This window comes from Helicobacter mastomyrinus (assembly GCF_039555295.1).
GTDB lineage: Bacteria > Campylobacterota > Campylobacteria > Campylobacterales > Helicobacteraceae > Helicobacter_C > Helicobacter_C mastomyrinus.
Map to the genome: position 1 here is coordinate 42,508 of NZ_CP145316.1, position 26,536 is coordinate 69,043.

Sequence of the window (26,536 nt, forward strand, 5' to 3'; positions counted from 1 at the left end):
GTGTTATATTCGCGCCTTAATGATTATTTGGAAATACCTCTCTCCACATTTGTAAAGTGGGTTTTTCAAGGTATAATTTTCATAAATCTTTCATTTTTTACAAAAGGAGTCTTATGCAGATAAAGCCCTCATATATCCAAAATGGCATTGTATTCTTTGCCCCCCCCCCATTAGATAATCCCTCTTTTAGCAATATAGATTCTTATAATTCCCAGATATCGCCTCACACTTCATATTCAAATACGCATTTTCCACTTGAAGGTATGGATATGCTCTATTTGGCTGAAAAGGTGCATTTTTGGCATAGGAGTAGGGTGGAGTTTATCTACCAGCAGGTGAGTAAGCAGCTTGTGCGTTTATATGGTAAGGAACACTTCAAGCAGCAATATATACTTGATGTAGGAGCAGGGACAGGGAGCGTTACGCGATATTTTCTCTCGCAAGGATTTGAGGATATGGCATTGGGTGAGATTCACTCGCAAGGCTTGGAATATGCTAAAACTTATGGCATTTCTAAGCTTTTTTGTATGGATTTGCTTGATGTGCCTTTTGAAGATGAGTTTGATTGTATTTTTGCCTTTGATGTGATAGAGCATATCGAGAATGACAAAGAAGCCATTATAAATATGAAAAAAATGCTTAAAAACAATGCAAAAAGCCTTTTGTGCGTGAGTGTCCCCGCACATCAATGGCTATGGAATGCACACGATGTCTTAGTGTATCATAAACGCCGCTACACCAAAGGTAAGCTTATGAATCTATTTAAAGAATGCGGTTTATATATAGAGATGGCGCAATATTTCTTCGTCGCGCTCACGCCGCTTTTGTTTGCACGAGCCTTGTTAAGCCCTGCTAAAAAGGCACAAAAGCTATCTAAAGAGGCTTTGCGCGATGTGCCACCTCCTAAGATTCTAAATAGTGCATTGCTTGGGCTATGTCGCTTAGAAAATGCACTATTGCCCTTACTTCCTTTTGGTATGCCTTTTGGCGGCTCATTATTGCTGGTTGCAAGGAAGGTGTAGCTTTTCTTACCCTGACTAAAGAATCCATAGCCTTGCAGCTGCTTAATATGCTATGTTATACGCATTGTAGAGCGAGTTTGGAGGCTTAAGTGTATTTCGTATATAACATTTGAAAAAATAGGCTAAAATATGGGGATATAAAGTTCTAGGGAGGTAATGGCGTGTTTCCCTTTAGTGATGAAGAGCTGAAAATACCCGTTGAAATGGTTATGCAAAAGGTGCGTCCAACACTAACACTTGATGGTGGAGACATTACTCTACTAGGCATTAGAGATGCAAAGGTATATGTTCGGCTTGAGGGAGCGTGTAAAGGCTGCCCAAGCTCTGCAAATACGCTTAAATACGCTATTGAAAATCGCTTAAAAGAGGAAATCCACCCGGATATTGCTATTATTAATGTGCCTCACGGGGAAGAATCACATTTTAATTGGTAAATTCCTATGGAAAGTGTAAAATTGACAGATACTCGCACAAGACAAGTGATTAACAAAAATAATAAAAGAGCCTTTGCGCTTTTTAGTGCTAAGGAATACAAACAAGCATTTGAGCTCTTCGCTCACAATCTCCACTTAGAGCCTAATAATACTGAATCACTTATTGGTATATTACTCGCTGATATTGCACAAGACTTTGAAGAACAGGCTCTTGGCTTGTATGAATACTATCAAATTCTGCTCTCACAAGAAATAAGCAAAGTCAAGGCAAGAAAACAGATCCTAAAGGCTATTAAAAACTTTGACAAAAGCACAAATGATATTTTTTCTTTAGTAAAGGGTATTGAGAATTTACGTGCAGATTCTATTGATGGGATTTTATATCAAGATTTTAAGCGTTTAACAGCGGAGAAAAGCTTTAAGGAGATATTTGAGGATTTGATTTTTAGCACAAAGATTATTTTTCTTAATAAGTATGAATTTTACGAATTTCTTAATCAGCTTATAGAAAATGGCTATCAAGATATGTCGCTTGAATATATAGAATCATTAAGGAAAAATATTGTTTATGATAGTGAAATAGAAAAAATTTTACAAAAGGTAACTGATGATAATCATAAAAACCATAAAACATAGCGATAAGCTTTATACTGCTATCACTGATGATACTCGCGTTGTCGCCTCTCTTTTGAAAGGAGAGAGCATAAGCCAAGATGAGCACCCCATAGAGTTAGATTCCCTCCTGCTTGTGAGATGTAAGCAAAATGCCACTTTTGTAGAACGCTTACAAGATTCTATAAAAGATACATCATCTAGGCAGATTCATATTATAGAATCTACCCAGCTTATAAAAATACTTCTAGGCAACGCAATGCAGGAGCAAATGCGCATAGTGGGGATTACTGGCACAAATGGTAAGACAACCACAGCGGCGATTATTTATTCCATACTGCTTGATTTGGGATATAAAGTAGCCTTGCTTGGCACAAGGGGCTTTTTTATGAATGATAAAATGATAAAGCCTAAGGGGCTAACAACGCCGAGTTTGCTTGAGCTTTATGAAAATCTATGTATTGCACGAGAGGCAAAAAGTGATTTTTTCATTATGGAGGTAAGCTCTCACGCTATCGAGCAAGAACGTATCGCAGGGCTTGAGTTTGCTTTGAAGATTCTTAGTAATATTACAAGCGATCATTTAGATTATCATAAAAGTATAGAGGAATATAGACGTATCAAAAATAGCTTTTTTGAGGGCAGTGGGGCAAAGCTTATCAACGCAGATGAGCCATACGCACATTGCAGTGATAAAAAAGCATTTTATTATGGGATTGAGAAAAAAGGGCATTTGAGTGTAGATGCCTACGCGCTGGAAAATGGCATTGACGCACATATCTCGTGGCGAGGACACAATGGCGATGTGGAGCATAGCACGATAGAAGCACATTTGTATGGAAAGCATAATCTTTATAATGCCCTTGCTGCTGTTGGAGCGGTGAAGATTCTCACATCTAAAGGCTTAGAATCTATCGCGCAAGCTTTGGGGCATTTTGGCGGTGTGGGCGGACGTATGGAGGTCGTGCATACATCGCCGCTTGTGATAGTGGATTTTGCTCATACATACGACGGTATGCGTCAAATTTTTGAAAGCTTTAGACATCAAAAAATTGTAGTGGTATTTGGCGCAGGAGGTGATAGAGATAAAACTAAGCGTCCTAAAATGGGAGAGTGCGCCCAGCAGTTCGCACATAAGATATATGTTACAAGTGATAATCCTCGAACAGAATCTGCACAATCTATTATAGAGGATATATTGAGCGGTATTATTAGGCAGGAGCGCGTATTTGTAGAAGTTGAGCGCAAAAATGCGATTTGCAGGGCATTAGATGAGCTGCAAAATGATGAAGTACTACTGATTTTAGGGAAAGGCGATGAGGACTATCAAATCATCGGCACACAGAAGCTACATTTTGATGATAGAGAAATAGTAAAGGCATATTTTGCTCATAAACATTCATAGATTCTAAGCCTTTGAAGCGCAGCATAGAATCTTATAAATGTGTTATACGAGGAGATATCAAAGTCTAGATACAAAAATCGCTAGGCAAACTTTTAGGAGCGATTTGTGCTTCATGCAGAGGTGTGAAATCATTGCTTGTGTATTGCCAAATCGCTGCCATACCTATCATCGCCGCATTATCGGCACAAAATGCTAATGGCGCTAGATGTAATTGTTTGTTGTATTCCTTGCAAAGCTCTGCAAGAGCTGTTCTTAAATGTGTGTTTGCACTCGCACCGCCTACAATGGCAAAATGTGGCAAATCCCGCCCTTCATTGCTTTGAAAAAATAATCTCACTTTACGCACGATATGCTCACACGCGCTTTTTTGGAATCCCGCACAAATGCTCCCTATGTCCTTTTGCGAAAAAGGCTTTTCTAGGGTTAGAGTGGCGATTCTTACAGCATTTTTTAGTCCTGAAAAGCTAAATTCTAATTGATGATTGTGCAAAAGTGGCACAGGGAAGCTATGGGGTGTGTCGTGAGGGTATAAGCGCATAAATTCAGCTGCGTAAGATTCTACCAAAGGACCACCCGGATAGCCTAGACCAAGATATTTTGCTACCTTATCAAAACTCTCACCAAAGCTATCATCAAGGCTTTGCGCGATAATGCTTATAACATCAATACCACGCATAGAGAGGATTTGCGTATGTCCGCCAGATACAAGCAAAATACCTAGTGGTAAATGCGAAGTGATGGTAGATTCTAAATCTGTTTGTGTAGAGGTTAGGGCTTGTATTTCTGCATAAGGAGGGATTTTAGGCAAGTGGGGTAGGGTATCTCTAATAAAAAGCGAATAAATATGCCCCTTGAGGTGATTCACGCAAATAAGCGGCACTTGCAAAGAAAGAGAGAGAGCCTTTGCCATCATTAAGCCTTCAATGAGCGTTACGCTTAAGCCCGGACGTGTGGTTACTGCAATGGCTTTGATATGTGAGAAATCATCATTTACAAAAAGTGCAAGTTTGTTTAGAATCTCGGGCAGTTTTTGGCAATGTAGCCTTGAGGCAATCTCTGGCACTACGCCACCATAGTGGCTATGGGCTTCATCTTGTGAGATTTTCAAATGATATATGAGAATCCCGCTATCAATGTGTGTTAGGGCAATGGAGCTATCATCACAGCTTGATTCTATGCTTAAAATCATCTCTATAACCTCATTTTAAAATGGAAAATGTCAAAATTATACAAAAGAAGTTTAAAGGATATGTGCGATGGATAGGGTGCGTTTAAAGGCGGAGTGGGAAGAGCAAGTGGCGATATTGATGGCTTTTCCACATATAAATAGCGATTGGGCTTTGCATATAGATAGGGCGAGAGAGTGCTTTATACGTATAATCGAGCATATTTTGTGTTTTGAATCGGTGATTCTCTGCATAGATGTGCGCGATAATGAGGGTATAGAGCTTTTGTGTGATTATTTTAAGCCCTCTAGTAATGTGAAAAATACAGAATCTAGCGCTATATCAGCCTATATCCGTACTCATATACGCGATGATGTGCCTCAAGTAAGCATTACTAATCCTTTTCTTCCACATTTTATGCTAGATTCTCATTTTACCCTGCATATTGTGAGAATCCACAGCAATGATACTTGGGCTAGGGATTTTGGCGGTATAGGCATAGAGAAAGCAGGGAATGGCGAAATGCTCAAGTTTATGTTTAATGGCTGGGGACTAAAGTATCCTGCCAATTATGATAATCGCATTGTGAGAGATATCTTCACACCGCAATATATGACACAAGCTGATATGGTGCTAGAGGGTGGGAGCATTGAGAGTAATGGGGCAGGGGTGCTGCTTACCAATACGCAATGCCTCCTTGAGCCTAATCGCAATCCGCATTTAGCACAAAGCGATATAGAATCTAAGCTTAAGGCATATTTTGGATTAAAGCAGGTGCTATGGCTTCACAATGGCTATCTTGAGGGCGATGATACCGATAGCCATATTGATACATTAGCGCGTTTTATCACGCCTGATACTATCGCATATATTGCTTGTGCAGATAGGGAAGATTCACATTTTGAAGCCTTGAAATGTATGGAGACCGAGCTTAAAGCCCTTAAACAGCCCAATGGAGAGCCTTATAAGCTTATCGCCTTGCCTTTTACACAAGCAATATATGATGAGCATAAGCAGAGGCTTCCATCAAGCTATGCGAATTTTTTATTTGTGAATAACGCGCTGCTTGTGCCAACCTATGATGATAAAAACGATAGCAAAGCCCTAGCTATTCTATCACGTGCTTTGCCTCATTATAAGGTAGTAGGTGTGCCTTGCCGCTCGTTGATTTTATGGCACGGGAGCTTACATTGCGTTACTATGCAGCTTTATGCAGATTGAGAGCATTCATAAAATTTTAAAAACAAAAGAAAAAGTAATGGTGGAGCTGTGGGGAGTTGAACCCCAGTCCAAAAATGAGAGCTTCTTAAGAATCTACATGCTTAGTAGGCATTGCAATCTTTTTGTGGCTATCCAATACCTCAAGATAGAATCCACAAGCAACCTTAGTCTTTTCTTTTGCCACAGGTAAGGTAAAAGAGCATCTAGCCAAAGATGACAATTCTAACTCCTCGCTAGATAAGAAAGCTAAAATCGGCTCCTAAAGAGTGATAAACCTACGCTACTTTTGCGTAAGCTGGAGCGTAATTCGCGTTGTTTGCGTTTAATAAAAAGTGGCAGTTTGAGAGCTTACCGGCTCACATGCACTTAAGCCTCGCCACTCCTGTCGAAAGCCAAGTCAGCCCCAGATTCTATAAAGATTCTTAGAATCTTTAAGGGCGGGGATTATAGTCTTTTTTGCACGTTTTGTCAATTTTGTTTAGTAGCATTATAAGAGCCAAGCTCCCCACAAAACCTAAAAATGCTCCTGCACATACTTGCATGGGCGTGTGCCATAGGCTTATGATACGCGAATAGCCCACAAATAGAGCTAAAATAAAGGCGAGTATGCCCCATTGCTTACCCATAAAATACCACATTAATGCAGCTGCTGTGAATGCGGCAGTAGTGTGTCCGCTAGGGAATCCCTTAAACTCGCCATTAATAGGGCGTTTGGCGATTTCTATAATATCTTGCACGGATTGTAAATCTCCATAATGACTTGCCATATATGTAAATGTGAGCTTACACACAAAGGCTATGCCTAAAATGACTGCAACAACGCAAACAAAGTATGCCATAAGTCTATATTGCTTCTGTGAGAGCCACCACAAACCAAGTGGAATAAGCATAAGGCGGAACACATCGCCATAAAGCTCGGCATTATAGAGCCATAGCCCAAGTGCGAGTAGAGCGATGAGACATAGCACTATGTATTGATTTTTGATACGATTCATTGCTATTCTCCTTTAAAATTATAGAATCGAGACCTTTAACACACTTTGCAAGTGTGGAGTGAGGGGGGGGTAATCCAGCCAACACTTCGTACGTATGATAAATAAAAAACACTAGCTTTAATTGTAAGTGTATTTTTTGGGCGCACAAGCAGGAGTAGAAACACATTTGTAAGCACTGATTGTAAGACTACGTGGCAAGTATCGCGATAGTATAGCTATAATAAATCTAAGATTTCCCAATACTATCCATTGCATTGACGACTTCTTGCAGTCTTTCTTTATCAAAATGCGTGTAAATACGGCTTGTATTCAAATCTGCGTGTCCTAGAGCTTCTTGCACCATTACCAAATCGTGCTTTTGCTGATAGAGTAGTGTAGCAAAAGAATGTCGCAGCATATGCGCGCCATTTTTTTCCTTGCGGAGACCCACTGACATCAGTATATTTTCTACATTTTTATAGATATAGCTTTGTGTGAGCGCCTTGCCTTTAGCATTGCAAAAGAGCAAATCGTGCTGCGGGGCAAAAGCTTCACGTTGCGTGAGCCATACGCCGAGCAGATTCTCTATATGGCTTTTGCGTATCATCGCTACTCTAGGCTTATTGCCCTTGCCGCGAATCTGCACGAGATAGCAGTCTTGCATAGGGAATATATCCTTGCGGCGGAGGTTGAGCGCCTCGCTCACGCGTATGCCCGTATAGACAATGAGTTTGATGATGAGTTTATTGCGTGCAGCGATTTTCTCGCCAAAGGGCATTTCGTCAATGCCTTGTAAAAACCGCTCAAGTTCATTTTGATTTAAATATGCGGGCAACTTTTGCCCACTTTTGCCTTGTAGGGCACCGATTTTAAGTGTGATGTTATACACATAAGATTTGCCTTCGTTCTCATTTTGTTTATCAATATAGCCAAATAGCCCAATGAGTGCAATTCTATAATTTTTTTTACTCGCATTTGAAAGGAAGCTTGTCTCCACGCTCAAAAAATCGCTTAGCACCTCTTCATCGATTTCTTCCATTGTGTGAATATTACTTTGTGCGAGGAATGTATAGAGCTTGAGTAGGGGAGTGGCGTAGGTATTAATCCCTATCATTCCTGCTTTTCTTACGCTTTTGCAGAGGGATTCTAAAGATTCTAAAGAGTTTATTTCATCGTTGTTTAGGGCATTTATCGCTTCTAAAATGCGCTCTTTGTCATAAACTTGATGATTGGATAATGTAGTGAGCTTGTAACGTATGAAGCGCGTAATCCAAAACAGCATATTTGCAGAAAAGTCATCTTTATAACGCAATGGATATTTCATAATTGCACCTTAGAGAGCTTTAAAGCCCTTATATAGAGCTGTAAGCATAGCATAGTTTTGTAATATCCAATTTGAAAACTATACTTTCAATGTTTTTCGGGTGGGGAGGGGTGTATTAAGGTTACGAAAAATCCCAAAAGCAAATAGATTTAGCATTGAAATCTATGCTTTAGCACAAAACTACAAGCTAACGCAGAGCCAGCAAAAGCAGCATAAAGAGCTACTCAAATATTTACTTACAAAAAAAAGTTTCAATTTTACACAAGCGGACGTGTGCTTAGACACCACACAGCTACTAAAAACACAAAAAGCACACAAAACAAAGCAATATAAGGGGACAAACTACCTAGACTTTGGCGAGGCGGGGCAGCTTTGCATCTATAATAAAGCGATAAAAGATAGACAAAGGAATATGAAATGCCCAGCACAATATGGCATATTACGTTATGAAGCAACCTTAAAATTAAGTAAAAACCATACAACACTAAACCGACCAAAAGCCACACAGCAAGGAAAACGTAAGCCATCAAGCCCCCATAATAAGAAAATATCTAAGAATCTTAAACGCGACTCTCAATACTTGAAATATTCTACAAAAGAATTCTTTAAGTATCTCTCTATCAACAAAAAGCAAAAAGTATCAATGAGACATTTTACAAAACACATTCTAGCTAAGGGAGCAAGCCCTTAAGGGTAAGCGACCTTACAAACTAGAATGTGAAATCTTAAAACAAAGGAGCAGTTATGCACAATCCATACAAAGACACTAACCTTGTAGTGCGCTACACGACAGGGACGCAAGGCTTTATCCCCTTAAAGTATATAAGCGAAATCGTAGGCAATGCCACGGGTAATCAATATGCGATAATCGATAAAGAGGAACTTGCACAGCTTAAGAGAGAGGCGGCACAGCAAACACTCTTTACCTATGCTAAGGAGGTAAGCAATGAGTACAGCAAATAACACAGAGCTTTACACACAGACATTAAAGGAATGGTATAACGAGCGAAACACGCAATACCCCTATGAAATGCAAAATAACGCACATCTCTATATCGCTAAAAGGCAGTATATCTATGAAATCGTGCGAAACTTAAGGGCATATAGGGATAATAACAACTTTAGCAAGTATAACGCGAGTCTCTATGCACAAAGGAAGCGATGTGAAGCGGACATACGCGCCGCGCTTCAAGCTAAGGCACAAAGGGCAAAAGAGTTAGAAGCCCAAAAGGCGCGTGAGGCAAGGGCTAAAGAGAAAGCCGAGCAAAAGGCACAGCAAAAAAGGATAGATAATCGCATAAGGCAAGCGCGCTTTAGAGACCGCAAAAAGCTAGCACAAACGCAAAGCGCTTTAGAATTGGAATAAAAGGAGGCAAACAATGGCTAATAAACACATAGCAAAAAAAACAGGTAGGCTTATCGCGCGGGATATGGAGTGCTTTATGGATTATCACTTTATAGAAACCAAAATCTACAAAAAACACGACGAGGTAGAGGCAGACAACGTAATAATGAACTTAAGGCATTACATAAAAAGCGTAAGGAGTAGCCACAGCATTACCGAAATGCTAACACTAGAGATAGATTTTTACAGAACAATAGCTTATGCCTTGTCTATGTGTAAATAAATGTGTAGTTAAATATACATCGTGCAAGTGTAACATTTGAAGTAAAAAAAAGTTGTGCTTGCATATTGATTTACAAAAGGATAAAATTTAGAGATAAATTTACAATGGAGGCTTTATGAAAAAGAATAACAATAAGAAAAATTGGCGGTGGTGGATAGATAATGTATTCAATTTGAACTTTATCTTAGGAATGCTCTTTACAATGGCATTTTTAGAAATAACAGGAGGGCTAAAATGAACATAGCACAATATGTAAATGGCATAGCAGGGCAAGCGGGCACGCACGAGCCTTTATTCTACAAGGCGCGCGAGGATATAAAGGCGGATTTTTACTTGCAAATAAGCAATGTAGATTCTATCAAATGCGATTACAAACTCTATGCGCTACTATGGGAGCGCGATAACGAGGGCGAACCGCAAACATTCGACATCGCCGAGGGTGAGATAGAGCGCGCGCAGTTAGAGCACGGGCATTTAGAGGTGTTTTTAGATGAGTGCGTCAGTAACGCAGAGCTAGAGCCCGTCCGATTCATAGTAGTAGAGTAAGGAGGATTCTATGATAGTAGCATATGTAAGGGTAAGCACGATACTACAAAACGAGGCAAGGCAGCTAGAGCTTATCAAACAGGAGCAGTGCGACAAGGTATTTATAGAAAAGTTAAGCGGTAGCAAGGCAGAAAACCGCCCCCAGCTTAACGCAATGCTAGACTATGTGCGCGAGGGCGATACTATCATTTGCCACAGCATAGATAGATTAGCGCGTAATCATAGGAACCTATGCGAGATTCTCAACATTTGCAAGGATAAGGGCGTGATTGTGCGCTTTCTCTCTCAAGGATTAGATACCAGCAAGGGCGTGGTTACGGATATGCTTATTAGCATTCTAGGATACGTGGCGCAAATGGAGCTAGCGCATATCAAAGAGCGGCAACTAGAGGGCATAGCGATACAAAAGGCAAAAGGCACACTCAAAAGCGGGCGCCCGTTTATCAATGTAGATAAAGCGGCGTTTGATGAGGCATTCTTTGCCAGCGGTGGGAGCATTACAAAGACGGCAAAGCTAATGAAAATCTCTAGAACGAAGCTTTATAAGTGGCTACAAGGGCAAAAGGGCACACCACAAACCGCGTAAAGGAGGCATACAATGGACGGAGAGCAAAAATCAAGCATATGTTTATAGGGGCTTTAATACCCATTGCCTTGCAAATTTTAATAGATTTGTCTCATTAAGTAACATAGAGTTTAAAATTTTACTTTTTAGCGATTGTTATTTAACTCTTAAAAGGCAAGTTTTAGGGGCTAAACTTAAGGGGTTTATCTCAAACAATCCCTTAAGTGTTTTTATCAAAATCAACTTTTAAAACAATCCACAAATACACAAACAAACTTAAAACTACTCAAAACGCAAAATCTCACATTATCACATAATCGCGCTTATAATGCAATATGACGCTTTTTAGGGCACTTTTTGCTTTGCGTTAGAATGCCCCTTGAAATTTAAAACGAGGGGTAACAAATGAACCTAGATTCTATAATGGACACATACACTAAAGCGCATTTAGTGGAATTGCTTACAAGTAATGAACGCAAAGCCAGTGAGCTAAACCGCAAAAGTAAGCAGGAATTAGCACAGCTTTTTCTCTCTCTCAAGGGTGAGAGTATCAAAAAGGCACAAAACGCGCCCAAAATCCCAAAAAGTGAGCTTTACTAATGGATAGCACACCAAATACACAAAATGCTAACACAGAGCCAGCAAGCGAGGGAAACATTACTCTAACGCCACATGACCCGTTAGAAAGCGCGCGTGAGTCCGTGCAATATGATAATGATTTTATAAACAAAATAGAATCTCAAGTCGAAGCAAGGCTGCAAAAAAAGCTCTATGCGGGGCGCAAACAGGAAAAAATCGATAAAAAAGCGCACAAAGAAGCTATAAAAAATCTTGATTTTATGGATAAGACGCCCTCACTTTTGCAAAGTGTAGTAGCTTTAGTGGGAATGGTGGGGGTAGGAATTGCAGTTTATGGATTCTATCTCTTAAACAAGGAAAAGAAAAATGAAACTAACGCACAAAAAGCCACAGAATCCGCAAGCGGAATCTAAAAGCGGTATCACGGGCGGAATCCCGAGCGGAGATTCAAGCGGGGGTAAAAGCGGGGATTCTAACCTTGCAAAAGCGCAAAAAATCCACGACTTAGGCTACTCTCAACGAAGCCTTAGCACACTTGAACGGCTAAGTTCTCAAGAGTTAGACTTTATCTTAAGAGAAAAGCGCGACCCGCAAAAAGACGAGCTAAGCCGCAAAACCATAGAATCCAGCAAAGAGATAGTCAAAGGCTTTGTCTCAACGTGCGAGGCTCTCAAAAAGGCGCGGGTAAATGAACCGCTTAACCCGGGCATTAAGGTAATGGTAGAAAGTAACCAAAGCGCGCTAGCCGAGTATGTAAGCGTAGGGGCGGGGGGCAAGGTAGGGCTAATCCTGCTTATACTCTCAAGTATTGCAATGATTATAGATTCTGCAATAGGATTTGAAAAACTGAAGCGTAACAAAGAGCCGCGTAAAGATAATCAAAATAAGGGGGATTCTAAATGATTCATTGGAAAATACTCTCACTTTTTAGCATAGCGTTTTGCTTAAGCTTGCTTGTCATAGAGATATGTAAAGGGGGCTTGTTTTGAAACAAAACACAATTACTACCATCTTTGCAAATAAGGGTAGCGGTAAGACTATGCTAGCCACGGCGTTAGGTTTAGCACAAAGTAAGCCCGTTATCTTTATAAGCCCCATTATGTACTCTATCCCTACACACTTTAGAGATAAAGTCAATCAAAGCGAGCTACAAGAGGACTTTTATAGCGGGGTAAGCTATATCTATTACATCAGTGATTTTGCTAGCCTAGAGGAGCTTTTAGGGAGCATAGCCACGATGGAAAATATTTGCATAGTGATAGATGAAATCGACTTCTACTATAAGAATATGCTAGACAAAGAGCTAGAACTTTATAAGCTTATCAACTATGGACGGCATAGAGAGATAGACTTAATCGTGATGGCGCGGCGGCTGCAGGATACACCAAAGGCGATAGTGTCTCAAACGGACGTATTCTACATAGGGCGCATAGGGAAAAGCTATACGGATTATGAGTATATACGCAAGACGTTAGATAAAGACATCGCCGAGGATTCACAATACTTGCCGCGAGGTGATTTTATGCGGGTAGCTTTAGGGGATAACAAGGCTACTCGCATAAGGTTATCTCAAACCTTAATACATCAACTAGAAAAGGGGCTACAATGAGCTTAAAATCCACAATCAAATCGGGGCTAAACGTTAAGGCAATTATCGGCGTAGTAGTCGGTATCGTATTGTTTAATCTTGTCAAGACTAAGATTCCACAAATTAGCTAAAAGGGGGAGTATATGAAAACGATTTTAGAAACAGCCGTTACGGCATTGGTAGCAAGTATCGTATTTGCTAAACTCTCAAAACTCAAAAAACCAAATCTATAAGGAGGATTCTATGGCAGGCGTATTTAACGGACGTAAGAATATCGAACCAGACGGCACAGGGGCGCAGTGGCAACCAAATGGAAATGTGGTTATAGACTTAGGGCGGTATCGCAATAAGCGCGCATTGGCAACGATTTTAACCATCACAGGGCAAATCGTAGCTAAGGTAACTACTGCCCCAACAAGCGACACAGCATACACAATCAATTATGCAGACGACCACATTTACAATCTCTTTAGCAACGTGCAAATAAAGCTAAATGGTAACACCGAGGTAAAAAACGTTACTTCACTTGCTGTTTTTAGATTTATTAACACCTTGCAAAATCGCGGTAAGTTTGAATATAGGGAAATCCCAGAGAGTGTAAGCATAAAAGCGGGGCAAACTCAAGGGGTAGCAGAGTTTAAGCTCGTAATCACTATACCTTTTGCAATGTTTGACCAGATAGGGGCTACACAAACAAACATCTGCACTTGGCTGTTTAATAGCTTCCAACTTACCTATAAGAACGAGCCGCAAGAAGTATGTTTCAAATCTATGCTAGCAAGAGCACAGGGGGCAAGTGATGATGAGGGCGCGGCTACTCTATCCTTTGCTAATACCTATGTCAATTGCAGTAGCAAGTATTGGATAACAAGCGAGATTCAAGCAAACACACAAGAAGAATTCTTGTCTCAAATGGGTAATCTCTATGTGCAAAAGGTTATCTCAAAGGGCTTTAGCGGTGGCGGTAAGGGGCAATATATCGAACTTACCCCCAACCTATGGATCAAGGACTTTATCATAGTATTTAGAAACTCTCAAACCAACGAGCGACTAGATGGTATGATAGACAGGATTAAAATTGCAGATGGAAATAATATCCTAGTGGATACCACGCCAGAAATTCTCAAAAATGAAATGCTACAAAAGTTTAGCCTCTCGCAAATGCTATTTGGCAAAGAGCTAAGCGACAGCCCAGATGGTAAAGGCGTATTCTATGGAGTGTATCATATAGCGAGTAACTACTTTGGCGATATGAACAACTCTTTAGTATTTATGAGTTTCAATCAAATGCGCTTGACTATCGACTTTAACGATAAATTTGCAAGTGTGCTTAATGGTGCGACGGAGGAAATCCTAGTAGAGGTATATCAAAACTACGAGGATTCACCACAGCTTTTACAACAAGTGGCACTAGCAGAGGCAAACCGCACTGCACAAGCACAAGGCTAAAAAAGACACGGCATAACACAGAGCCGTGCAAAATGGGTTAATCTAATAAGGGGGATTCTATGGATTGGAATTTTGATTCTATCGGTAGCTTGGTAGATAAGGGCGTAAATATCTACAATAGCTACTCAAGTAACCAGACAGCAAACGACATAGCAAGGCAACAAGCTAATGCAAATTGGCACACGACCGAGACGCAAAACAAAATCAACTTAAGCAATGCAAAGCTAATGCTTATTGGTGGCGTCATACTTGCTATTGGCACGGGGCTTTTTATCTTTAATCGTAAGTAAGGGGGGGGGGGGTGAGGCTATGGGGTGGTTTTCTAGTAACAAAAAAACTACAAACAATACCACAAACCTATACAACACAACGTCCTATGGGGCGGTAACGGGGAGCAAACTCTCAAATCTCTTTGGCGGGGGCAATACCTTTAGCATTGGTAGCAGTGGGAGCATATATAATGAGGCAAACGGAGGCTTTGGCGGGGGTAGCACTACTACCAGCCCTCATAATACCGCCACAAACTCAAACACGACCACGCAAAAAGACGAGCTAGGATTCAGTGCGAGCGTAGGGCTAGGTATAGGTGGAGGGAGTGGTAGCGCGGGGAGCGCCTCAACGGGCTTAAGCGGTAGCGATAGTTACGGCGGGGGGCTATCTCAAGGGGGCGGCTTATCAAGCCCTTTAATACCTTTAGCCTTAATCGGTATGTTAGGTGTGCTTATGTTAAACAAGCGTAAATAAGCATTATTTGTAATATCAAAGGGGATTTTATGGCAACTAATTTAGGTTTAGATTTAAGAGAAACAGACAATAGCAAAAGCACAAGCGCGGCTACAATAGGGGATAACTCTTACTTTGTAGATAATGGCATAAACCTAGACTTAAGCGGCGCCGTAGTAGATACAAGCACGAAATTAGGGCTTATGGGAGAGGATTTACACGCCATAGGAAATATTATCAGTGGTATTACAAATAATGCTTTTAGCGCGATTTTAGGTATTACCGCACAGAATAAAGAGGCGGTTATAGAAGCCACAAAGGGCAACGGCAGCTTAGGCATTCAAACAAGTAATATGTTTAAAACGCCTTATATGTGGTGGGTTTTATTAGGAGTTTTACTTATAGTTTTTAAAATAAAGGGGCGTAAATGAGTAACTTACTTTTTAGCAAACAAAATACAAGCTTTGCAAAACAACAAAATCCATTGCAAAGTTTAGAATTGCCTTGCGATAGGGAATATAATCAAGTCAATTTAGGGGCGTGCGCGTATTTTTTGCTCCTTGACTACCCCGTGGATGTAAAGGTGTATATCTCACTCAATCCCGAGCGTAAGGACGCCTTTTTGGTAGATAATCGCAATACGGGCTTTAGAATTACAGACGTATATACCAGCAAGGGCGTGCCCGCACAAGTGCAAAATGTCTATCTATGGACAGAGGGCATAACCAACTTGCAAGATTCCAAAGGCGGGGCGGCAAAAGTGCGCATAGCCTCTAGTGGAGTGTATAGCTTTGAAATTTTGAACAACTCAAGTATTAATGCTATCTCTCAAGTGGGCAATATAGGCAAAATAGGGCAAGTAGAGAGTATAAACAAAACGATTAAAGCTACTACTCAAAATATGACAGATTCAGTAATTTTTAGAAAACTCACCGTGTGGGGGACAACTCCACAGGACGCCCACACTAAGGCGCAAGCAGTTATACCGCCTACCCTTTTTGAACGCGGTAAAAACTACACCATAAGGGCAATATTAAGGGGCTTATGGGGGCAATTTTTATCAGGGGACTTTTACCAGTTTACCGCCTATTCACATAGGGGCGGTTATAGCCTAGGCACGGCTTACGGGGCGAACTATAACAACCTTGCCACTTTTAAGGATTCAAACGAAACACTAGAGTTTAGCGGTGATTTTATCTTGGATAATTTGATAAGCAGGGATACAGAGGGAAATACAGGCTTAATAATATGGTTTATGGCAAGAGGAAATGTAAGGGTAAGCACGGATTGGCTAGCGCAAGCCGACTTTATCATCTATGAGAGCTAAGACGTGGGGCTTTTTGTGGTATTTGGAATGTTTGGAATATGTTTAATTTTAGGATTTACAGGAGGTGTGATTATGAGTCAAAGTGATAGATTCAAATGCTATGGGATTAATAGCGACGCGGAGCTTACCGCCGCGATAGAATACACGGTGCAAAACTTCGCTATGGGGGCAAATGTAGATAACTTAAGGGCTATGCTAAGAGAGACAGCCATTACAGAATCTAACTATGGCAGGGCGATTTACAACAATAAGCGCGGGTTTGGATACGGGGCGTTTCAGTTTGACCCTATAGGAATGAAGCAATCCCTACTAGTGGCAGAATCTAAGGGGCAATTAAATAAAATTCGTCTCTTGTCTTTAACTACAAGCGACTTAAGCCCCGCAAACTACAAGGGCGTATATGAAAACGACTTGCAGCTTAAAAGCACATTGCAAGCGATTTTGTGCAGAATGTATTACGCGGGCATTAGAGAGGCTATCCCTAGCACACTAGAGGGTAGGGCGAGGTATTGGAAAAAGTATTATAACAGCGTGTTAGGTGCAGGGACGCCTGAAAAATACATAGCAAGAGTGAAAAACTTCAAGGCATAACAAAGAGCCGTGAAAAGGGGGCAAAATGTTAGGAATATTTAAACTAAGTGAGGCGTTAAAGACAGCTGGGGGCGAGGCGTTAAGCGATGAACGCGTATTAAGCGAAACAGACGTGATAAATATCTCAAACGCACCAAGATACGCGGGGAAATCGTGGGAGCAGGTTAAAGCCGAGCTACTTAATCAAAACGCGCTAGTAAGAATGTTTGATTCTATGCCCTCTTTGCAAGGCTTTGCCTTAAGCATCGTAGGTATAAGCAAGAGTGCTTTTAGCAGCATAGTGGAATACAAAAATCCCATAAGGGCAGCTAAAGAGGACGTAAAGATGATTTTTAAGGGCGCGGGGGTAGTCTTTACCACAGGGGCGATTCTCGCTTTAGCGTGGAAGGTGGCTTTAATCTATATGGCATACAAAGCCGTGCGTAAAGGTGTATAAATGCAAGATTGGGAAAAAGAGTTTTTAGCTTTATTTGGGGAACACGAAAGGGCGCGGGAATACGCGCAAAATGTAAGGAATGCAAAGAAAGCACAAGCGCAACGCAACGCGCGTAAAAAAGTGCTAAAAAAGCCCTTAATAAAAAGGGTAGAGTTAGGGTAAAGGGCTATTGTGTCAGGGGGCATATGCGAAATATGCCACGCAAAAGAAAGAAAAGGGGGCATAAATGAGTAGCACATTATCAGTATTTGGAAATATCTTTAAAACCGCCGAGCGGGTAATAAGCAAAATCCCTAGCGATAGCGAGCGAGAGATGATAAGGGGTGAGATTACAAAGGAACTTGCCTTACTAGAGGTAGAGTTTGACAAGGCGGTAATGAGTGAAGCCACGCTAAGGTATCAAAAAGACTTAGAGAGCAGCTCTTGGCTTAACCGCCACATACGAGCTATTATAATGCTTATCTATACCGTTATAGTGATAGTGCTACCATTCATTGATAAAGTGCCACTGCACATAATGGACTTATACTCTACTATCGCTATGCTTATTTATGGATTCTACTTTGGTGGCAAGACGTTTGAAAAAACGGCAGAAATTTTTAAGCTAGTAAAGAAATAGAATGCAAACCGCACACACGCCCGACTTTGGCTTTTTCTTAATGGTGATTGACATTGATAAAGACATAAGAGCGTATAACGCGGCTATGAGTAGTTACAACCTATGGAAAAGTAGAATCAACATAAAACACTCGGTGCAGCATACGCACTGGCGGCGCTTTTTGGGCATTAAAGTAAGCAAGTATTACACATACACTACTCACATTACTTACCCACAGGCTGCAGCCCAGACAAACAAATACAACGCACAGGCACAGCAACTAAGAGATAAACTAGGGGTTTTTTTGGTTTAAAAGGTTTTTAAGTTTTTTAATGTAAGATTCAAGGCATAAAAAAACCTTGCAAGTTAAAACCTGCAAGGGGTAGGTAAAAATCAAGAAACAAAGACAAAGGAATTAGCAATGTTTCAGGGCGCATTATATGATTTTGAAGCTCTAAAGTCAAGTTATGAACATCTCTTTTTAGACAAAATCGACACACAAATGCTTAAAATCGATACCTTACGTGGCATTTGCACCGCCTCGGCTGCACTAAGACTACACAAAAGATTTACACTTAAAGCAATAAAGACTAAAACAACTTCTACTGAAAACTATACTTTTCAAACTTTTATATAAAAGGCACTAGTCCTACTTTCTACTGCATTTGCATATAAAATTTACCAAAATCAAAAAATATCTATTAAGTCTAATCTGTTCTTACATTAAAAAATGTTAGAATCTGTGCGTTTTTTAATAAGGACAAAATCACATCAAGGAGTGTTTAAGTGAAAAATGTTTTAGTGCCTGTTGCAAGGGGATTTGAGGAGATAGAACTTGTAAGTATAGTCGATATTTTGCGTCGAGCTGGAGTGCGTGTAGTGATGGCAAGTTTAGATTCTCATAAACGCATACTTGGAGCACATCATATTGTGATAGAATCAGATTCTGTCCTACCCGAGCTTGATATGGAGGATTTTGACGCAATTGCTTTAGCTGGAGGCTATAATGGTATGCAGAATCTCGCTAGTAATGAGCTTATCAAGCTCTGGCTTACCACTTTCAAGCAAGAGCAAAAGCTCATAGCTGCTATTTGCGCTTCCCCTATCGTGCTTGATAAGGCTGGGGTGCTTGAAGGGGATTTTACTTGTTATCCGGGCTGTGAGAGCGAAATCAATATGCAAGGTAAGACAAAAAACACAAAAGCTGTTGTAAAAAATGGCAATATTATCACATCAGCAGCTCCGGCTACGGCTGGGGTATTTGCCCTTAGCATTGTCGAGGAGCTATGTGGCAAAGCAAAGGCAAAGGAACTCTACGAGGAATTGCAATTACCTCTTTTAAAAGCATATCTCTAAAATTTTAAATTTCCTTAATTTAAGCAAAACCAAATCAAAAAGAATGCAATAATGAAAAATATTTACCTAGCAGAAATAGACCCAAACACGAATAATAAAAAAATCATAAACCGCTCTCCATTCAATAGTGTAAAAGAGGCTCAAAATGCAGCTAAAAGGGCACTTAGGAATAAAAAATTGGAGAAAAATATCTACGGAATCATTAAAGTAGATAGTAAAGGTACAGAAATAAAAGGCATTTTTTACAAGAGAAAGAAACATAAAAGAAAAAAAATTACAGATAGTGAGGTAATGGCACTTCTGTTAGGCTTACTTTTAATAATCAGTCTATGGTTTATTTTATAATTTGTTTTGCCTACTCTATCCTACTCTACTTTGCGCGAGTTTAGCCATTTGTGAAGTATCGCCCATCAGGCACAATCGCCAAAACTTGCCTAGCGATTTTGTGCCTTAATGGCAACGCTAAAGGGAGATTCCAAATTCTAGCATACCTATTATATTTTTACTTGATGGGTAGTGAATCTCGCCTACTGATTGCGAGGCGCTCATATCCTCATATTTGCCAATGAGCTTGACATAATATCCAATTTGCGGATTAATATGCTTTGTGTAGCCCACGCTGACTTTTGCCATAAAGTTTGTCCCTCGTAGCTTTGAGGCAGTATTGGTATTAGCAAATACATAATCGCCATTTAAAAAGGTATAAAATCCCGCGAGATATTCTATACTTGAAGTGTCGCCCATAGGAAGGAAGCCCTCTAACTCTCCTCCAGCAAAATGACGGGAAAGCCCTATTCCCTTGCTTTTTAGATTTGTAGAGAAATTATCCCAGCCATAAACAGCATTGATAAATAAAGGCATTTTTGCACTTGCGATATTCACCCCCAATCTTAAAATAAAAATCAGTGAATAGCGAAAGATTACTTTTGCTGTATAGATCAGATTCAAAGTAAGCTCCAGAGGCTGTAGCACTGCCTAACCCTACTTTGCCACCAAGTTCGGAAGCAAGACGGTTCTTAAGAGTGCCACGTGCACTAAAGGCGAGATATCCTCCTACACTGCTTATTTGCGCATCTTTAGAATCTAGATTATGATAGGCTCCTCCAAGCCCTATGCGGAAGTTTTTGCAATTTGAATCAGTGCAGTCCGTGGCAAAGATAAAGCAAGGGAGTAATGCTAAGATTCCCAAAGAAAACAAAGATTTTGATTTGAAAGCAAACATAAGATACCCTCCTTTTTATATAGGTGGGGTGGTTTTTACCACCACCCATTTTTATCGCCGATTTTTTTCTACTGCTAAAACGATAAGTCCAGCGGTTAATCCACCCCAAAACTCACCTTGAGTTTCTTGCATTTCTTTTTCGCTCAAAGTCTCTACATTGAGATTTTGCACATTATCGCCAAAAAAGCAAAGCTTTTTCACTTTTTTGCAATTCCCCTGCGTTGGAAGCTATACCCTCAACAGCCGCTAGGCTAGTCGCTCCAAATAAAACTGACACCAACAATAAAGCACAAATCTGTCTCATAACAGACCTCCTAAAAAAATTTTTTGTTTCACCTTGATGTTTCAAAGGAAATGATTACATTATTAGTAATAATTCCTAATATTAGGATTAAAAAACGAATTTGTATATTAAAGTTACAAAAAGTAAAGTATTTTCTAACTTTAGGCTTTTTATAATATATAGAAACTTTCCCCTCCCCCTAACCCCCTGCAATACTTACCACCGCCAAAAAAAAGGGGGGGGGGATAAGAGATGAGCTCACCTTCCGCAAAAAAAGGTGAGAGATAAAGTAATTTTCCGCGAGAGAGGGGCAATGAGTAGGAGCCAAATCCACAAAAAAAGAAAAAAGAATTGAGTGGGAAACGAATAAAACCCTGCTTTTGAAGGGGTGCAAAAGCAGATTCTACCAAGGAGAGAAAAGAAATAACCTCTTATGCAAAGAAATTTAAAGCAATCTCCATAAAAGAAGGGTTAAAAATAATGCCACTGCCCTATGATAGCTCTAGCATTCTATCTAGGGCGATTTTTGCCCATTTTTGAATCTCATTGTCTAAAAACACCTCATTTATAGGCTTTTTATCCTCATAGGCTAAAAGCACATCGCGTATGTCCTCTAAGGTGGTTTCATTCATCGTAGGGCATTGGGGCTTACTCGCACTTAGCACAAAGGTTGTTTGTTTGCCATTATATTTAGGGCGCAGACGATTAACGAGGTTAAACTCCGTCCCTACGGCTACTCTCTGCTCTAGTGGCAAATCTTGGACATATTTGATAATTTGACTAGTCGAGCCTACAAAATCCGCCATTTCTACGACACTAGGGTCGCATTCAGGGTGAAGGGCGATTTTAATATCTGCAAACTTATTGCGGTAGAATCGCACATCATCGGGCGTGAAAAGCTGATGCACAGAGCAGAATCCATCATAGCAAATCACTTGTGCTTCCCTCATCTGCTCTTGGCTATCCCTGCCAAGTAAGGCAGAGCTTTTGCCACTTGCCCGAGCGAGATTCTCTCCTAAACATCTATCGGGCAGAAAAAAGATTTTTTTGCCCTTTTGCAAGGCGAAGTCAAAAATCTTTTGCGCATTCGCACTCGTGCAGACAAGCCCACCCATTTGCGCGACTTTCGCCTTGACATCGGCATTTGAGTTGATATAGGTAATAGGAAAGATAGAATCTTTGTCTATGCCATAAGATTCTAAGGTTTTAATACTCTCATCATAATAATCGCTATCTATCATTCTTGCCATTGAGCAGCACGCTAAGCGGGGCATTATGACGCGTTTTTGCGGAGCTAGGACTTTTACACTCTGCCCCATAAAAGCCACACCGCAAAATACAATAAGGGGCTTTTCACTCATACTTGCCTTACGCGATAGCTCTAGGCTATCACCGCATAAATCTGCTAGGGCTACAATCTCATCTTTTTGATAATAATGCGCTACCAAAAGCCCATCGAGCTTATGGAGCAAATCCTTGATTTCATTATAAATATGAGCCGACATCTTATCTTTCCTTAAATGTAGTGATTTTATAGAATCTTATGCGTATGTGCCTATATCTTGGGCAAATTTCACCTTTTGTCCAATGTTAATATCTGGAATCATCTGTTCCATAAATAGCACGATAGTAGAACCCATCTTAAACATACCCAGCTCCTCACCCTTTCTAATCGCAATAGGTGTGCGATAGGTATAGCAGATATTATGTGCTTTAGCATTACTTTGAATCTTGCTTTCAAAGTGCATTACCATACTGCCCACATTGAGCGCACCTATAGCGACAAAATATACCCACTTGCCACTAGAAGTCTTGGCTACTACTACCACACGTTCATTTCTCACAAACAAATCTTGATTTTTGCGCAATGATGGCGTATTTACAGGGAGCAATTCTCCACCAAAATACCGCACCTCATAAATTTCCATATCACAAGGGGCGTGATAGCGATGATAATCCCTTGGAGAAAGGTAGAAATTAATATAATGCAGCTCCCTATCAAGCTTTTGCCCTAGAAGTTCTTCAACAGAATATTCCATACCCTTGATTTGTAGGGCATTTTTTTCACTTGTTTTGCCTATTTGTGTAATCAGCGAATCACACGGAGAGATAAGCACGATAGGATTAGGATTAATGCTTCGCTTAACACTCAAAGCACGAGTAAAAAGTGCATTAAGCGATGGATAAGAGGATGCAGGAGCAAACTCATCAAGCTCAATATGAAAGATTTTGACATATACGGTATTAATGAAGGTTTGCAATGGGGAAAAAAACTCATAAGAGGCGAAACGACCAAAAAGTCGCGAAACTTTATTGGAAAAATACATCTTAGCTCCTTATTTAGTATGGATTTTGGGCTTACTTTTGCGTATGGCAAAGACATAGAAAAATGGTGTATCGCATAAAGCAAGAAATGCCTTAATGCAAAAATCAGCTAGTAACATAGCCATAACCTGCTCCCACGGATAAATAAATAAAAAGGCGATATGAAAGAAAATCATCGTATCGATAAATTGTGAAATCATTGTGCTTGCGTTATTACGTAGCCACCAAAGGCTAGGAAAGCAGTTTTTAAGATAGTAAAAGAGATGCACATCAAGATTCTGTGAGATAAAAAACGCACACACACTTGCAATAGCAATACGTGCTTCACTTGCTAAAAGCGAGGGAATAAAGGCGAGAAGTAGCCCCACCCAAAGCGTTTTAAGCACCTGTGGCTTGTTATATTTTTCGCTCAAAATATCCATCAACAAAAAGCTTAGCGGATAAGTCAGTGCACCATAAGTAAGAGGGGTCCCAAGCACAGGATACTGCACGGTGTAATTTGCTAACACAACAATACAAGCAAAAAGTATCGCTGCACCTGCAAACACCCAAAAGTTCATTGCTTTCACCTTGCCTACTCCTTTATCTCATCAGTTAAACTTAGCTGTTCTAAGATTTGATGTGAAAGTTGCGAATTATAGCTAATCAGGCTGTTTTTTAGCTGAAGTTCCCAAGAGTTAAATCCTTCGCGCATTTCCCTTTTAAACTCATCTTGATTAATAGCCTCATCAACGCTATTAATCGCATAATCGCTCGCGACAAAAAAGCCTATTGCACATAAGGGAGCAAATCCCCCGCATAAAAGTGAGCCTCCCCCTGCGCTAATCGCCCCTCCCAATCCCTTTTTCGCTACACTTTTACTCACAACCTTTGCACTTGTCTTAGCAATGGCTTTACCTGAAGCCTTAAGTATCATCGCCCCTGCCACACTTGCACTTAGAAGTGCTGCTACACCATCAGTAGCACGAGGATTAAGCAAATTGAGCTTTTGGGTAAATTCATCAAAAGAAAGCACTTGAGCGATAGGGATATTATTTGCATTTTTATGCACTTTAAAAAAGCTAAAGCTCTGCTCTAGGCGCGTTTTGAGTGCTTGGAAATGTTTATCATAAAGGGCGTTAAGATGTTCTTGCAAATCATAGGGTGTATGAGCTTTGAGTAAAAATATAAATTGCTCTTGAGCTATATCCTCACCCTTGCCAATAGCCGCATAAAAAAGCCTTGTGTATTCGCCATAAACGCTAAAATACCATTGTGAATACTGGTCTATAATCGTCTCTTTTTGGACCAAGTATTCATTGAGGACAGATTCTATATCAGTATTGAGCTGAGATTCAAAATCTGTGAGATTTGCTTTGATTTTTGCTTCTAATGCGGGTAAATCATTCATACGTATAAGGCTATCCACCCCTTGCATACTCACTTGGATATAGGATTGATTATGTTTTAAAATCTGTGTGCTTAAAAGCGGCGGATAGGGCTGATTCTTAGCTAATGGCTGCAGGTGAATACTGATATTAAAGGCAATATATACAAAAATGAGAAAAAACACCATAGTAAAGAATTGTTTAAAAGAACGAGATTCTGTGAATGTAGTAGAAGCATATTCCTCTTTTGTAAGGGCAGAATCCTTAGGGGCAGATGCTTTAGGCGATACACTTCCTATGCAAAGTAATGCAAAACTCGCAAATGCCGCGAAATACCCACAGGCAAACAACACATCAAGGGCGATATGCAAGTAAGTATCGGCGATATTAATATATAATGTATCAAGCAATGCCTTTTTAAGCAACACAAAGCCAAAAAGCTCCTGCCATAAACGGCAGGACATCTGCATAATGCCATAATTGTGCATTAATGTGTAGTAGTGGCTTTGCGTATCACTAATGTGCGAGATAGAGGGGGCAAAGCCATTGAGGGCGATTGTTCCTATAAACGCTAGAAAGGCACAGATAAGGGCAGTATATTTTTTAGCCAATATCGGGGCAAAATCGGCATTGAGATTAGCATTACAGAGGGCATATACGATTTTGTAGCCATAAATGCTACAAGGTACAAGGAGACAAAAAATCAATATTTCGCTACCGCTAGGAAATACAAGCATTAAAAAAAGGGATACACACCCTGTAAAAGCGACAAAAACGCTCACTATTTTTGTGAGAAAAAAGCGTCCAAAATAACGATATAAGAGAGAATCAAGCTTGTAATAAGCCTTGATTGTAGCTTGTTTTTTTATCTTTAAAATTTCATAACTATAAATGTATAGGGCAATAAAGATTCCCAAAAATGCGATATAGAGTAATCCACACAAATGTGGATAGAATCCTACACACAAGATAGCTATGATACTGCTAAGAGAGAGTGTAAAAGCAAGTAGATATTTCATTGCTTTATAGATTCCCTACCTTAGAGGAGGCAAGGGAAATCGAAGTTATTTTGTAATAGCTGTAAGGTAGATTTCTACGCGGCGATTCTTCGCTCTGCCTTCAGCGGTAGTATTTGAAGCCACAGGATTCTCCTGTCCAAGCCCATCAACCACGAATCGCTCTGTCTTAACACCTTGATTTTTAAGATATGTAGCCACGCTTTGCGCTCTTTGCTGAGAGAATGTAAGATTCTTAGAGGCGCTGCCTGTGCTGTCTGTATAGCCCACTACGCTAACGATAGTCTTTTCATAGTTGTTAAGCACTTTTGCCACAGAATTAAGCACCTTGTAGAAATCCCCGCTTAAATCAGCACTGCCAGATTTAAAGGTAATATCGCCGGGCATATTGAGCATAATCTCATCTCCATTTTTAGTAACGCTCACACCTGTGCCTTGAAGTTCCTCACGTAGCTTTTTGTTTTGTATATCCATATAGCCACCCACTGCACCACCCGCTAATGCACCTACTCCTGCGCCAATAGCTGCACCTTTAGCCCTATCCTGCTTGCCTACTAATGCACCAATTCCTGTACCTACTAATCCCGCACCAATAGCCGTTCTACTCACTTGAGATTCACCTGTAAAAGGATTTGTGGCGCAAGCTGCCATTAAGAGCGCTCCGCACACAGTAAGAGAAATCCGTGAAGTCGTTGTTTGTAGCATAAAAATCCTTCTTGTAATTTAAAAATTTCAAAGTCGCGCATTATAAGCAAAAAAATTTTGTTTTTAGCTTAAAA

General features: G+C 40.3%; 40 protein-coding genes and 1 other RNA gene. 29 read left to right on the forward strand and 12 right to left on the reverse strand.

The genetic code is table 11. From position 1 onward, the window contains the following. The first annotated feature begins 113 nt into the window (after positions 1-113). The 4 genes from V3I05_RS00225 (at position 114) to V3I05_RS00240 (ending at position 3,473) form a co-directional block, all read left to right on the forward strand. A complete protein-coding gene (locus V3I05_RS00225) occupies positions 114-1,022 on the forward strand; it encodes a class I SAM-dependent methyltransferase (protein WP_300447548.1) in 909 nt (302 codons plus the stop codon). Positions 1,023-1,183: 161 nt separating this feature from the next. Then, on the forward strand, positions 1,184-1,456 hold the full coding sequence (locus V3I05_RS00230; protein ID WP_300447550.1) for a NifU family protein: 273 nt from the start codon (positions 1,184-1,186) through the stop codon (positions 1,454-1,456). Positions 1,457-1,477: 21 nt separating this feature from the next. Further along, entirely contained in the window at positions 1,478-2,092 is a 615-nt protein-coding gene (locus V3I05_RS00235) for a hypothetical protein (RefSeq protein WP_295699468.1), read from the forward strand. After that, positions 2,064-3,473 carry a UDP-N-acetylmuramoyl-L-alanyl-D-glutamate--2,6-diaminopimelate ligase gene (locus V3I05_RS00240; RefSeq protein ID WP_343353644.1) on the forward strand — a complete coding sequence of 470 codons (1,410 nt, stop codon included), beginning with the start codon at positions 2,064-2,066 and terminating at the stop codon, positions 3,471-3,473. Before V3I05_RS00235 ends, V3I05_RS00240 begins: the two co-directional genes overlap by 29 nt. A 64-nt stretch (positions 3,474-3,537) precedes the next feature. Here V3I05_RS00240 and tsaD read toward each other — a convergent pair whose 3' ends face one another. Next, a complete protein-coding gene (gene tsaD, locus V3I05_RS00245; RefSeq protein WP_295699463.1) occupies positions 3,538-4,662 on the reverse strand; it encodes a tRNA (adenosine(37)-N6)-threonylcarbamoyltransferase complex transferase subunit TsaD in 1,125 nt (374 codons plus the stop codon). A 67-nt stretch (positions 4,663-4,729) separates the two neighbouring features. On the opposite strand from tsaD, the gene V3I05_RS00250 reads away from it, so the two are divergent. Beyond that, positions 4,730-5,860 (forward strand): agmatine deiminase family protein, encoded by a 1,131-nt coding sequence (locus V3I05_RS00250; protein WP_295699461.1) that lies wholly within the window; start codon positions 4,730-4,732, stop codon positions 5,858-5,860. A 38-nt stretch (positions 5,861-5,898) separates the two neighbouring features. Here V3I05_RS00250 and ssrA read toward each other — a convergent pair. The 3 genes from ssrA to V3I05_RS00265 form a co-directional block, all read right to left on the reverse strand. Next, positions 5,899-6,265: a transfer-messenger RNA gene (gene ssrA / locus V3I05_RS00255) on the reverse strand. A gap of 26 nt (positions 6,266-6,291) precedes the next feature. Next, entirely contained in the window at positions 6,292-6,855 is a 564-nt protein-coding gene (locus tag V3I05_RS00260; RefSeq protein ID WP_300447554.1) for a phosphatase PAP2 family protein, read from the reverse strand. Between the two features lie 226 nt (positions 6,856-7,081). Beyond that, positions 7,082-8,158 carry a tyrosine-type recombinase/integrase gene (locus V3I05_RS00265; RefSeq protein WP_295699457.1) on the reverse strand — a complete coding sequence of 359 codons (1,077 nt, stop codon included), beginning with the start codon at positions 8,156-8,158 and terminating at the stop codon, positions 7,082-7,084. A gap of 100 nt (positions 8,159-8,258) precedes the next feature. Here V3I05_RS00265 and V3I05_RS00270 point away from each other — a divergent pair, with 100 nt between their 5' ends. The 24 genes from V3I05_RS00270 to V3I05_RS00385 all read left to right on the forward strand — a co-directional run bounded on the left by V3I05_RS00270 (position 8,259) and on the right by V3I05_RS00385 (position 19,889). Next, positions 8,259-8,849, forward strand: coding sequence for a hypothetical protein (locus tag V3I05_RS00270; RefSeq protein WP_343353648.1), 591 nt, complete (start codon positions 8,259-8,261; stop codon positions 8,847-8,849). A 53-nt stretch (positions 8,850-8,902) separates the two neighbouring features. Further along, the gene (locus V3I05_RS00275) at positions 8,903-9,121 is read left to right on the forward strand and encodes a hypothetical protein (protein ID WP_343353650.1); all 219 of its coding nucleotides are present in this window, start codon (positions 8,903-8,905) and stop codon (positions 9,119-9,121) included. After that, entirely contained in the window at positions 9,105-9,524 is a 420-nt protein-coding gene (locus V3I05_RS00280; protein WP_343353652.1) for a hypothetical protein, read from the forward strand. Before V3I05_RS00275 ends, V3I05_RS00280 begins: the two co-directional genes overlap by 17 nt. A gap of 13 nt (positions 9,525-9,537) precedes the next feature. Continuing rightward, complete coding sequence (locus tag V3I05_RS00285) at positions 9,538-9,786, forward strand: hypothetical protein (protein WP_300447565.1); 249 nt, start codon at positions 9,538-9,540, stop codon at positions 9,784-9,786. A gap of 115 nt (positions 9,787-9,901) precedes the next feature. Then, positions 9,902-10,024, forward strand: a complete 123-nt coding sequence (locus V3I05_RS00290) for a hypothetical protein (protein ID WP_295699444.1) — start codon at positions 9,902-9,904, stop codon at positions 10,022-10,024. Continuing rightward, complete coding sequence (locus tag V3I05_RS00295) at positions 10,021-10,332, forward strand: hypothetical protein (RefSeq protein WP_343353655.1); 312 nt, start codon at positions 10,021-10,023, stop codon at positions 10,330-10,332. The genes V3I05_RS00290 and V3I05_RS00295 overlap by 4 nt, the downstream gene beginning before the upstream one ends. A gap of 10 nt (positions 10,333-10,342) precedes the next feature. Then, positions 10,343-10,918, forward strand: a complete 576-nt coding sequence (locus V3I05_RS00300; protein WP_343353657.1) for a recombinase family protein — start codon at positions 10,343-10,345, stop codon at positions 10,916-10,918. Positions 10,919-11,302: 384 nt separating this feature from the next. Then, positions 11,303-11,497: a hypothetical protein gene (locus V3I05_RS00305; RefSeq protein ID WP_300447572.1), complete on the forward strand. Its 195-nt coding sequence runs from the start codon at positions 11,303-11,305 to the stop codon at positions 11,495-11,497. Next, entirely contained in the window at positions 11,497-11,889 is a 393-nt protein-coding gene (locus V3I05_RS00310; RefSeq protein ID WP_300447574.1) for a hypothetical protein, read from the forward strand. Before V3I05_RS00305 ends, V3I05_RS00310 begins: the two co-directional genes overlap by 1 nt. Then, positions 11,843-12,379: a hypothetical protein gene (locus tag V3I05_RS00315; protein ID WP_300447576.1), complete on the forward strand. Its 537-nt coding sequence runs from the start codon at positions 11,843-11,845 to the stop codon at positions 12,377-12,379. Before V3I05_RS00310 ends, V3I05_RS00315 begins: the two co-directional genes overlap by 47 nt. A gap of 82 nt (positions 12,380-12,461) precedes the next feature. Further along, entirely contained in the window at positions 12,462-13,085 is a 624-nt protein-coding gene (locus tag V3I05_RS00320) for a hypothetical protein (protein ID WP_343353659.1), read from the forward strand. Positions 13,086-13,307: 222 nt separating this feature from the next. After that, on the forward strand, positions 13,308-14,513 hold the full coding sequence (locus tag V3I05_RS00325) for a hypothetical protein (protein WP_343353660.1): 1,206 nt from the start codon (positions 13,308-13,310) through the stop codon (positions 14,511-14,513). 59 nt (positions 14,514-14,572) lie between these two features. Then, positions 14,573-14,803 (forward strand): hypothetical protein, encoded by a 231-nt coding sequence (locus tag V3I05_RS00330; protein ID WP_300447585.1) that lies wholly within the window; start codon positions 14,573-14,575, stop codon positions 14,801-14,803. A 19-nt stretch (positions 14,804-14,822) separates the two neighbouring features. Then, on the forward strand, positions 14,823-15,257 hold the full coding sequence (locus tag V3I05_RS00335; protein WP_343353661.1) for a hypothetical protein: 435 nt from the start codon (positions 14,823-14,825) through the stop codon (positions 15,255-15,257). A 29-nt stretch (positions 15,258-15,286) separates the two neighbouring features. After that, positions 15,287-15,667, forward strand: a complete 381-nt coding sequence (locus V3I05_RS00340) for a hypothetical protein (RefSeq protein ID WP_343353662.1) — start codon at positions 15,287-15,289, stop codon at positions 15,665-15,667. Continuing rightward, positions 15,664-16,563, forward strand: a complete 900-nt coding sequence (locus V3I05_RS00345) for a hypothetical protein (RefSeq protein ID WP_343353663.1) — start codon at positions 15,664-15,666, stop codon at positions 16,561-16,563. The genes V3I05_RS00340 and V3I05_RS00345 overlap by 4 nt, the downstream gene beginning before the upstream one ends. Positions 16,564-16,635: 72 nt before the next feature. Further along, on the forward strand, positions 16,636-17,154 hold the full coding sequence (locus V3I05_RS00350; protein ID WP_300599283.1) for a hypothetical protein: 519 nt from the start codon (positions 16,636-16,638) through the stop codon (positions 17,152-17,154). 25 nt (positions 17,155-17,179) lie between these two features. After that, complete coding sequence (locus V3I05_RS00355) at positions 17,180-17,590, forward strand: hypothetical protein (RefSeq protein WP_300447595.1); 411 nt, start codon at positions 17,180-17,182, stop codon at positions 17,588-17,590. Beyond that, entirely contained in the window at positions 17,591-17,752 is a 162-nt protein-coding gene (locus tag V3I05_RS00360) for a hypothetical protein (protein WP_300447597.1), read from the forward strand. Between the two features lie 64 nt (positions 17,753-17,816). Beyond that, positions 17,817-18,209, forward strand: coding sequence for a hypothetical protein (locus V3I05_RS00365; protein WP_300447599.1), 393 nt, complete (start codon positions 17,817-17,819; stop codon positions 18,207-18,209). Position 18,210: 1 nt separating this feature from the next. Next, a complete protein-coding gene (locus V3I05_RS00370) occupies positions 18,211-18,501 on the forward strand; it encodes a hypothetical protein (RefSeq protein ID WP_343353664.1) in 291 nt (96 codons plus the stop codon). 108 nt (positions 18,502-18,609) lie between these two features. Beyond that, entirely contained in the window at positions 18,610-18,825 is a 216-nt protein-coding gene (locus tag V3I05_RS00375; protein ID WP_300731504.1) for a hypothetical protein, read from the forward strand. A gap of 149 nt (positions 18,826-18,974) precedes the next feature. Then, positions 18,975-19,544, forward strand: coding sequence for a DJ-1 family glyoxalase III (locus V3I05_RS00380; protein ID WP_300447607.1), 570 nt, complete (start codon positions 18,975-18,977; stop codon positions 19,542-19,544). Between the two features lie 51 nt (positions 19,545-19,595). Continuing rightward, positions 19,596-19,889 carry a hypothetical protein gene (locus V3I05_RS00385; protein WP_295699396.1) on the forward strand — a complete coding sequence of 98 codons (294 nt, stop codon included), beginning with the start codon at positions 19,596-19,598 and terminating at the stop codon, positions 19,887-19,889. A gap of 117 nt (positions 19,890-20,006) precedes the next feature. Here the strand turns inward: V3I05_RS00385 and V3I05_RS00390 are convergent, their stop codons facing one another. The 8 genes from V3I05_RS00390 to V3I05_RS00425 all read right to left on the reverse strand — a co-directional run bounded on the left by V3I05_RS00390 (position 20,007) and on the right by V3I05_RS00425 (position 26,462). Then, positions 20,007-20,426 (reverse strand): hypothetical protein, encoded by a 420-nt coding sequence (locus V3I05_RS00390; RefSeq protein WP_343353666.1) that lies wholly within the window; start codon positions 20,424-20,426, stop codon positions 20,007-20,009. Further along, the gene (locus tag V3I05_RS00395; RefSeq protein ID WP_343353667.1) at positions 20,368-20,766 is read right to left on the reverse strand and encodes a hypothetical protein; all 399 of its coding nucleotides are present in this window, start codon (positions 20,764-20,766) and stop codon (positions 20,368-20,370) included. The genes V3I05_RS00390 and V3I05_RS00395 overlap by 59 nt, the downstream gene beginning before the upstream one ends. Before the next feature lie 51 nt (positions 20,767-20,817). Continuing rightward, on the reverse strand, positions 20,818-20,967 hold the full coding sequence (locus V3I05_RS00400; RefSeq protein WP_343353669.1) for a hypothetical protein: 150 nt from the start codon (positions 20,965-20,967) through the stop codon (positions 20,818-20,820). A 573-nt stretch (positions 20,968-21,540) separates the two neighbouring features. Further along, the gene (nadA, locus tag V3I05_RS00405) at positions 21,541-22,554 is read right to left on the reverse strand and encodes a quinolinate synthase NadA (RefSeq protein ID WP_295699389.1); all 1,014 of its coding nucleotides are present in this window, start codon (positions 22,552-22,554) and stop codon (positions 21,541-21,543) included. Between the two features lie 36 nt (positions 22,555-22,590). After that, the gene (locus tag V3I05_RS00410) at positions 22,591-23,376 is read right to left on the reverse strand and encodes a phosphatidylserine decarboxylase (RefSeq protein WP_295699387.1); all 786 of its coding nucleotides are present in this window, start codon (positions 23,374-23,376) and stop codon (positions 22,591-22,593) included. A gap of 9 nt (positions 23,377-23,385) precedes the next feature. After that, positions 23,386-23,934 carry a queuosine precursor transporter gene (locus V3I05_RS00415; RefSeq protein ID WP_295699386.1) on the reverse strand — a complete coding sequence of 183 codons (549 nt, stop codon included), beginning with the start codon at positions 23,932-23,934 and terminating at the stop codon, positions 23,386-23,388. Positions 23,935-23,948: 14 nt separating this feature from the next. Next, complete coding sequence (locus V3I05_RS00420) at positions 23,949-25,760, reverse strand: hypothetical protein (protein ID WP_300450694.1); 1,812 nt, start codon at positions 25,758-25,760, stop codon at positions 23,949-23,951. A gap of 45 nt (positions 25,761-25,805) precedes the next feature. Continuing rightward, a complete protein-coding gene (locus V3I05_RS00425) occupies positions 25,806-26,462 on the reverse strand; it encodes an OmpA family protein (protein WP_343353671.1) in 657 nt (218 codons plus the stop codon). Between the last annotated feature and the right edge of the window lie 74 nt (positions 26,463-26,536).

Excerpts from the sequence above, each read along its gene's own strand:
- V3I05_RS00225 (WP_300447548.1), top strand. The coding sequence starts at position 114 with ATGCAGATAAAGCCCTCATATATCCAAAATGGCATTGTATTCTTTGCC.
- V3I05_RS00240 (WP_343353644.1), top strand. The coding sequence starts at position 2,064 with ATGATAATCATAAAAACCATAAAACATAGCGATAAGCTTTATACTGCT.
- tsaD (WP_295699463.1), bottom strand. The coding sequence starts at position 4,662 with ATGATTTTAAGCATAGAATCAAGCTGTGATGATAGCTCCATTGCCCTA.
- V3I05_RS00250 (WP_295699461.1), top strand. The coding sequence starts at position 4,730 with ATGGATAGGGTGCGTTTAAAGGCGGAGTGGGAAGAGCAAGTGGCGATA.
- V3I05_RS00260 (WP_300447554.1), bottom strand. The coding sequence starts at position 6,855 with ATGAATCGTATCAAAAATCAATACATAGTGCTATGTCTCATCGCTCTA.
- V3I05_RS00265 (WP_295699457.1), bottom strand. The coding sequence starts at position 8,158 with ATGAAATATCCATTGCGTTATAAAGATGACTTTTCTGCAAATATGCTG.
- V3I05_RS00275 (WP_343353650.1), top strand. The coding sequence starts at position 8,903 with ATGCACAATCCATACAAAGACACTAACCTTGTAGTGCGCTACACGACA.
- V3I05_RS00280 (WP_343353652.1), top strand. The coding sequence starts at position 9,105 with ATGAGTACAGCAAATAACACAGAGCTTTACACACAGACATTAAAGGAA.
- V3I05_RS00285 (WP_300447565.1), top strand. The coding sequence starts at position 9,538 with ATGGCTAATAAACACATAGCAAAAAAAACAGGTAGGCTTATCGCGCGG.
- V3I05_RS00290 (WP_295699444.1), top strand. The coding sequence starts at position 9,902 with ATGAAAAAGAATAACAATAAGAAAAATTGGCGGTGGTGGATAGATAAT.
- V3I05_RS00295 (WP_343353655.1), top strand. The coding sequence starts at position 10,021 with ATGAACATAGCACAATATGTAAATGGCATAGCAGGGCAAGCGGGCACG.
- V3I05_RS00300 (WP_343353657.1), top strand. The coding sequence starts at position 10,343 with ATGATAGTAGCATATGTAAGGGTAAGCACGATACTACAAAACGAGGCA.
- V3I05_RS00305 (WP_300447572.1), top strand. The coding sequence starts at position 11,303 with ATGAACCTAGATTCTATAATGGACACATACACTAAAGCGCATTTAGTG.
- V3I05_RS00310 (WP_300447574.1), top strand. The coding sequence starts at position 11,497 with ATGGATAGCACACCAAATACACAAAATGCTAACACAGAGCCAGCAAGC.
- V3I05_RS00315 (WP_300447576.1), top strand. The coding sequence starts at position 11,843 with ATGAAACTAACGCACAAAAAGCCACAGAATCCGCAAGCGGAATCTAAA.
- V3I05_RS00325 (WP_343353660.1), top strand. The coding sequence starts at position 13,308 with ATGGCAGGCGTATTTAACGGACGTAAGAATATCGAACCAGACGGCACA.
- V3I05_RS00330 (WP_300447585.1), top strand. The coding sequence starts at position 14,573 with ATGGATTGGAATTTTGATTCTATCGGTAGCTTGGTAGATAAGGGCGTA.
- V3I05_RS00335 (WP_343353661.1), top strand. The coding sequence starts at position 14,823 with ATGGGGTGGTTTTCTAGTAACAAAAAAACTACAAACAATACCACAAAC.
- V3I05_RS00340 (WP_343353662.1), top strand. The coding sequence starts at position 15,287 with ATGGCAACTAATTTAGGTTTAGATTTAAGAGAAACAGACAATAGCAAA.
- V3I05_RS00345 (WP_343353663.1), top strand. The coding sequence starts at position 15,664 with ATGAGTAACTTACTTTTTAGCAAACAAAATACAAGCTTTGCAAAACAA.
- V3I05_RS00350 (WP_300599283.1), top strand. The coding sequence starts at position 16,636 with ATGAGTCAAAGTGATAGATTCAAATGCTATGGGATTAATAGCGACGCG.
- V3I05_RS00355 (WP_300447595.1), top strand. The coding sequence starts at position 17,180 with ATGTTAGGAATATTTAAACTAAGTGAGGCGTTAAAGACAGCTGGGGGC.
- V3I05_RS00360 (WP_300447597.1), top strand. The coding sequence starts at position 17,591 with ATGCAAGATTGGGAAAAAGAGTTTTTAGCTTTATTTGGGGAACACGAA.
- V3I05_RS00365 (WP_300447599.1), top strand. The coding sequence starts at position 17,817 with ATGAGTAGCACATTATCAGTATTTGGAAATATCTTTAAAACCGCCGAG.
- V3I05_RS00370 (WP_343353664.1), top strand. The coding sequence starts at position 18,211 with ATGCAAACCGCACACACGCCCGACTTTGGCTTTTTCTTAATGGTGATT.
- V3I05_RS00375 (WP_300731504.1), top strand. The coding sequence starts at position 18,610 with ATGTTTCAGGGCGCATTATATGATTTTGAAGCTCTAAAGTCAAGTTAT.
- V3I05_RS00385 (WP_295699396.1), top strand. The coding sequence starts at position 19,596 with ATGAAAAATATTTACCTAGCAGAAATAGACCCAAACACGAATAATAAA.
- V3I05_RS00395 (WP_343353667.1), bottom strand. The coding sequence starts at position 20,766 with ATGTTTGCTTTCAAATCAAAATCTTTGTTTTCTTTGGGAATCTTAGCA.
- nadA (WP_295699389.1), bottom strand. The coding sequence starts at position 22,554 with ATGTCGGCTCATATTTATAATGAAATCAAGGATTTGCTCCATAAGCTC.
- V3I05_RS00410 (WP_295699387.1), bottom strand. The coding sequence starts at position 23,376 with ATGTATTTTTCCAATAAAGTTTCGCGACTTTTTGGTCGTTTCGCCTCT.
- V3I05_RS00415 (WP_295699386.1), bottom strand. The coding sequence starts at position 23,934 with ATGAACTTTTGGGTGTTTGCAGGTGCAGCGATACTTTTTGCTTGTATT.
- V3I05_RS00420 (WP_300450694.1), bottom strand. The coding sequence starts at position 25,760 with ATGAAATATCTACTTGCTTTTACACTCTCTCTTAGCAGTATCATAGCT.
- V3I05_RS00425 (WP_343353671.1), bottom strand. The coding sequence starts at position 26,462 with ATGCTACAAACAACGACTTCACGGATTTCTCTTACTGTGTGCGGAGCG.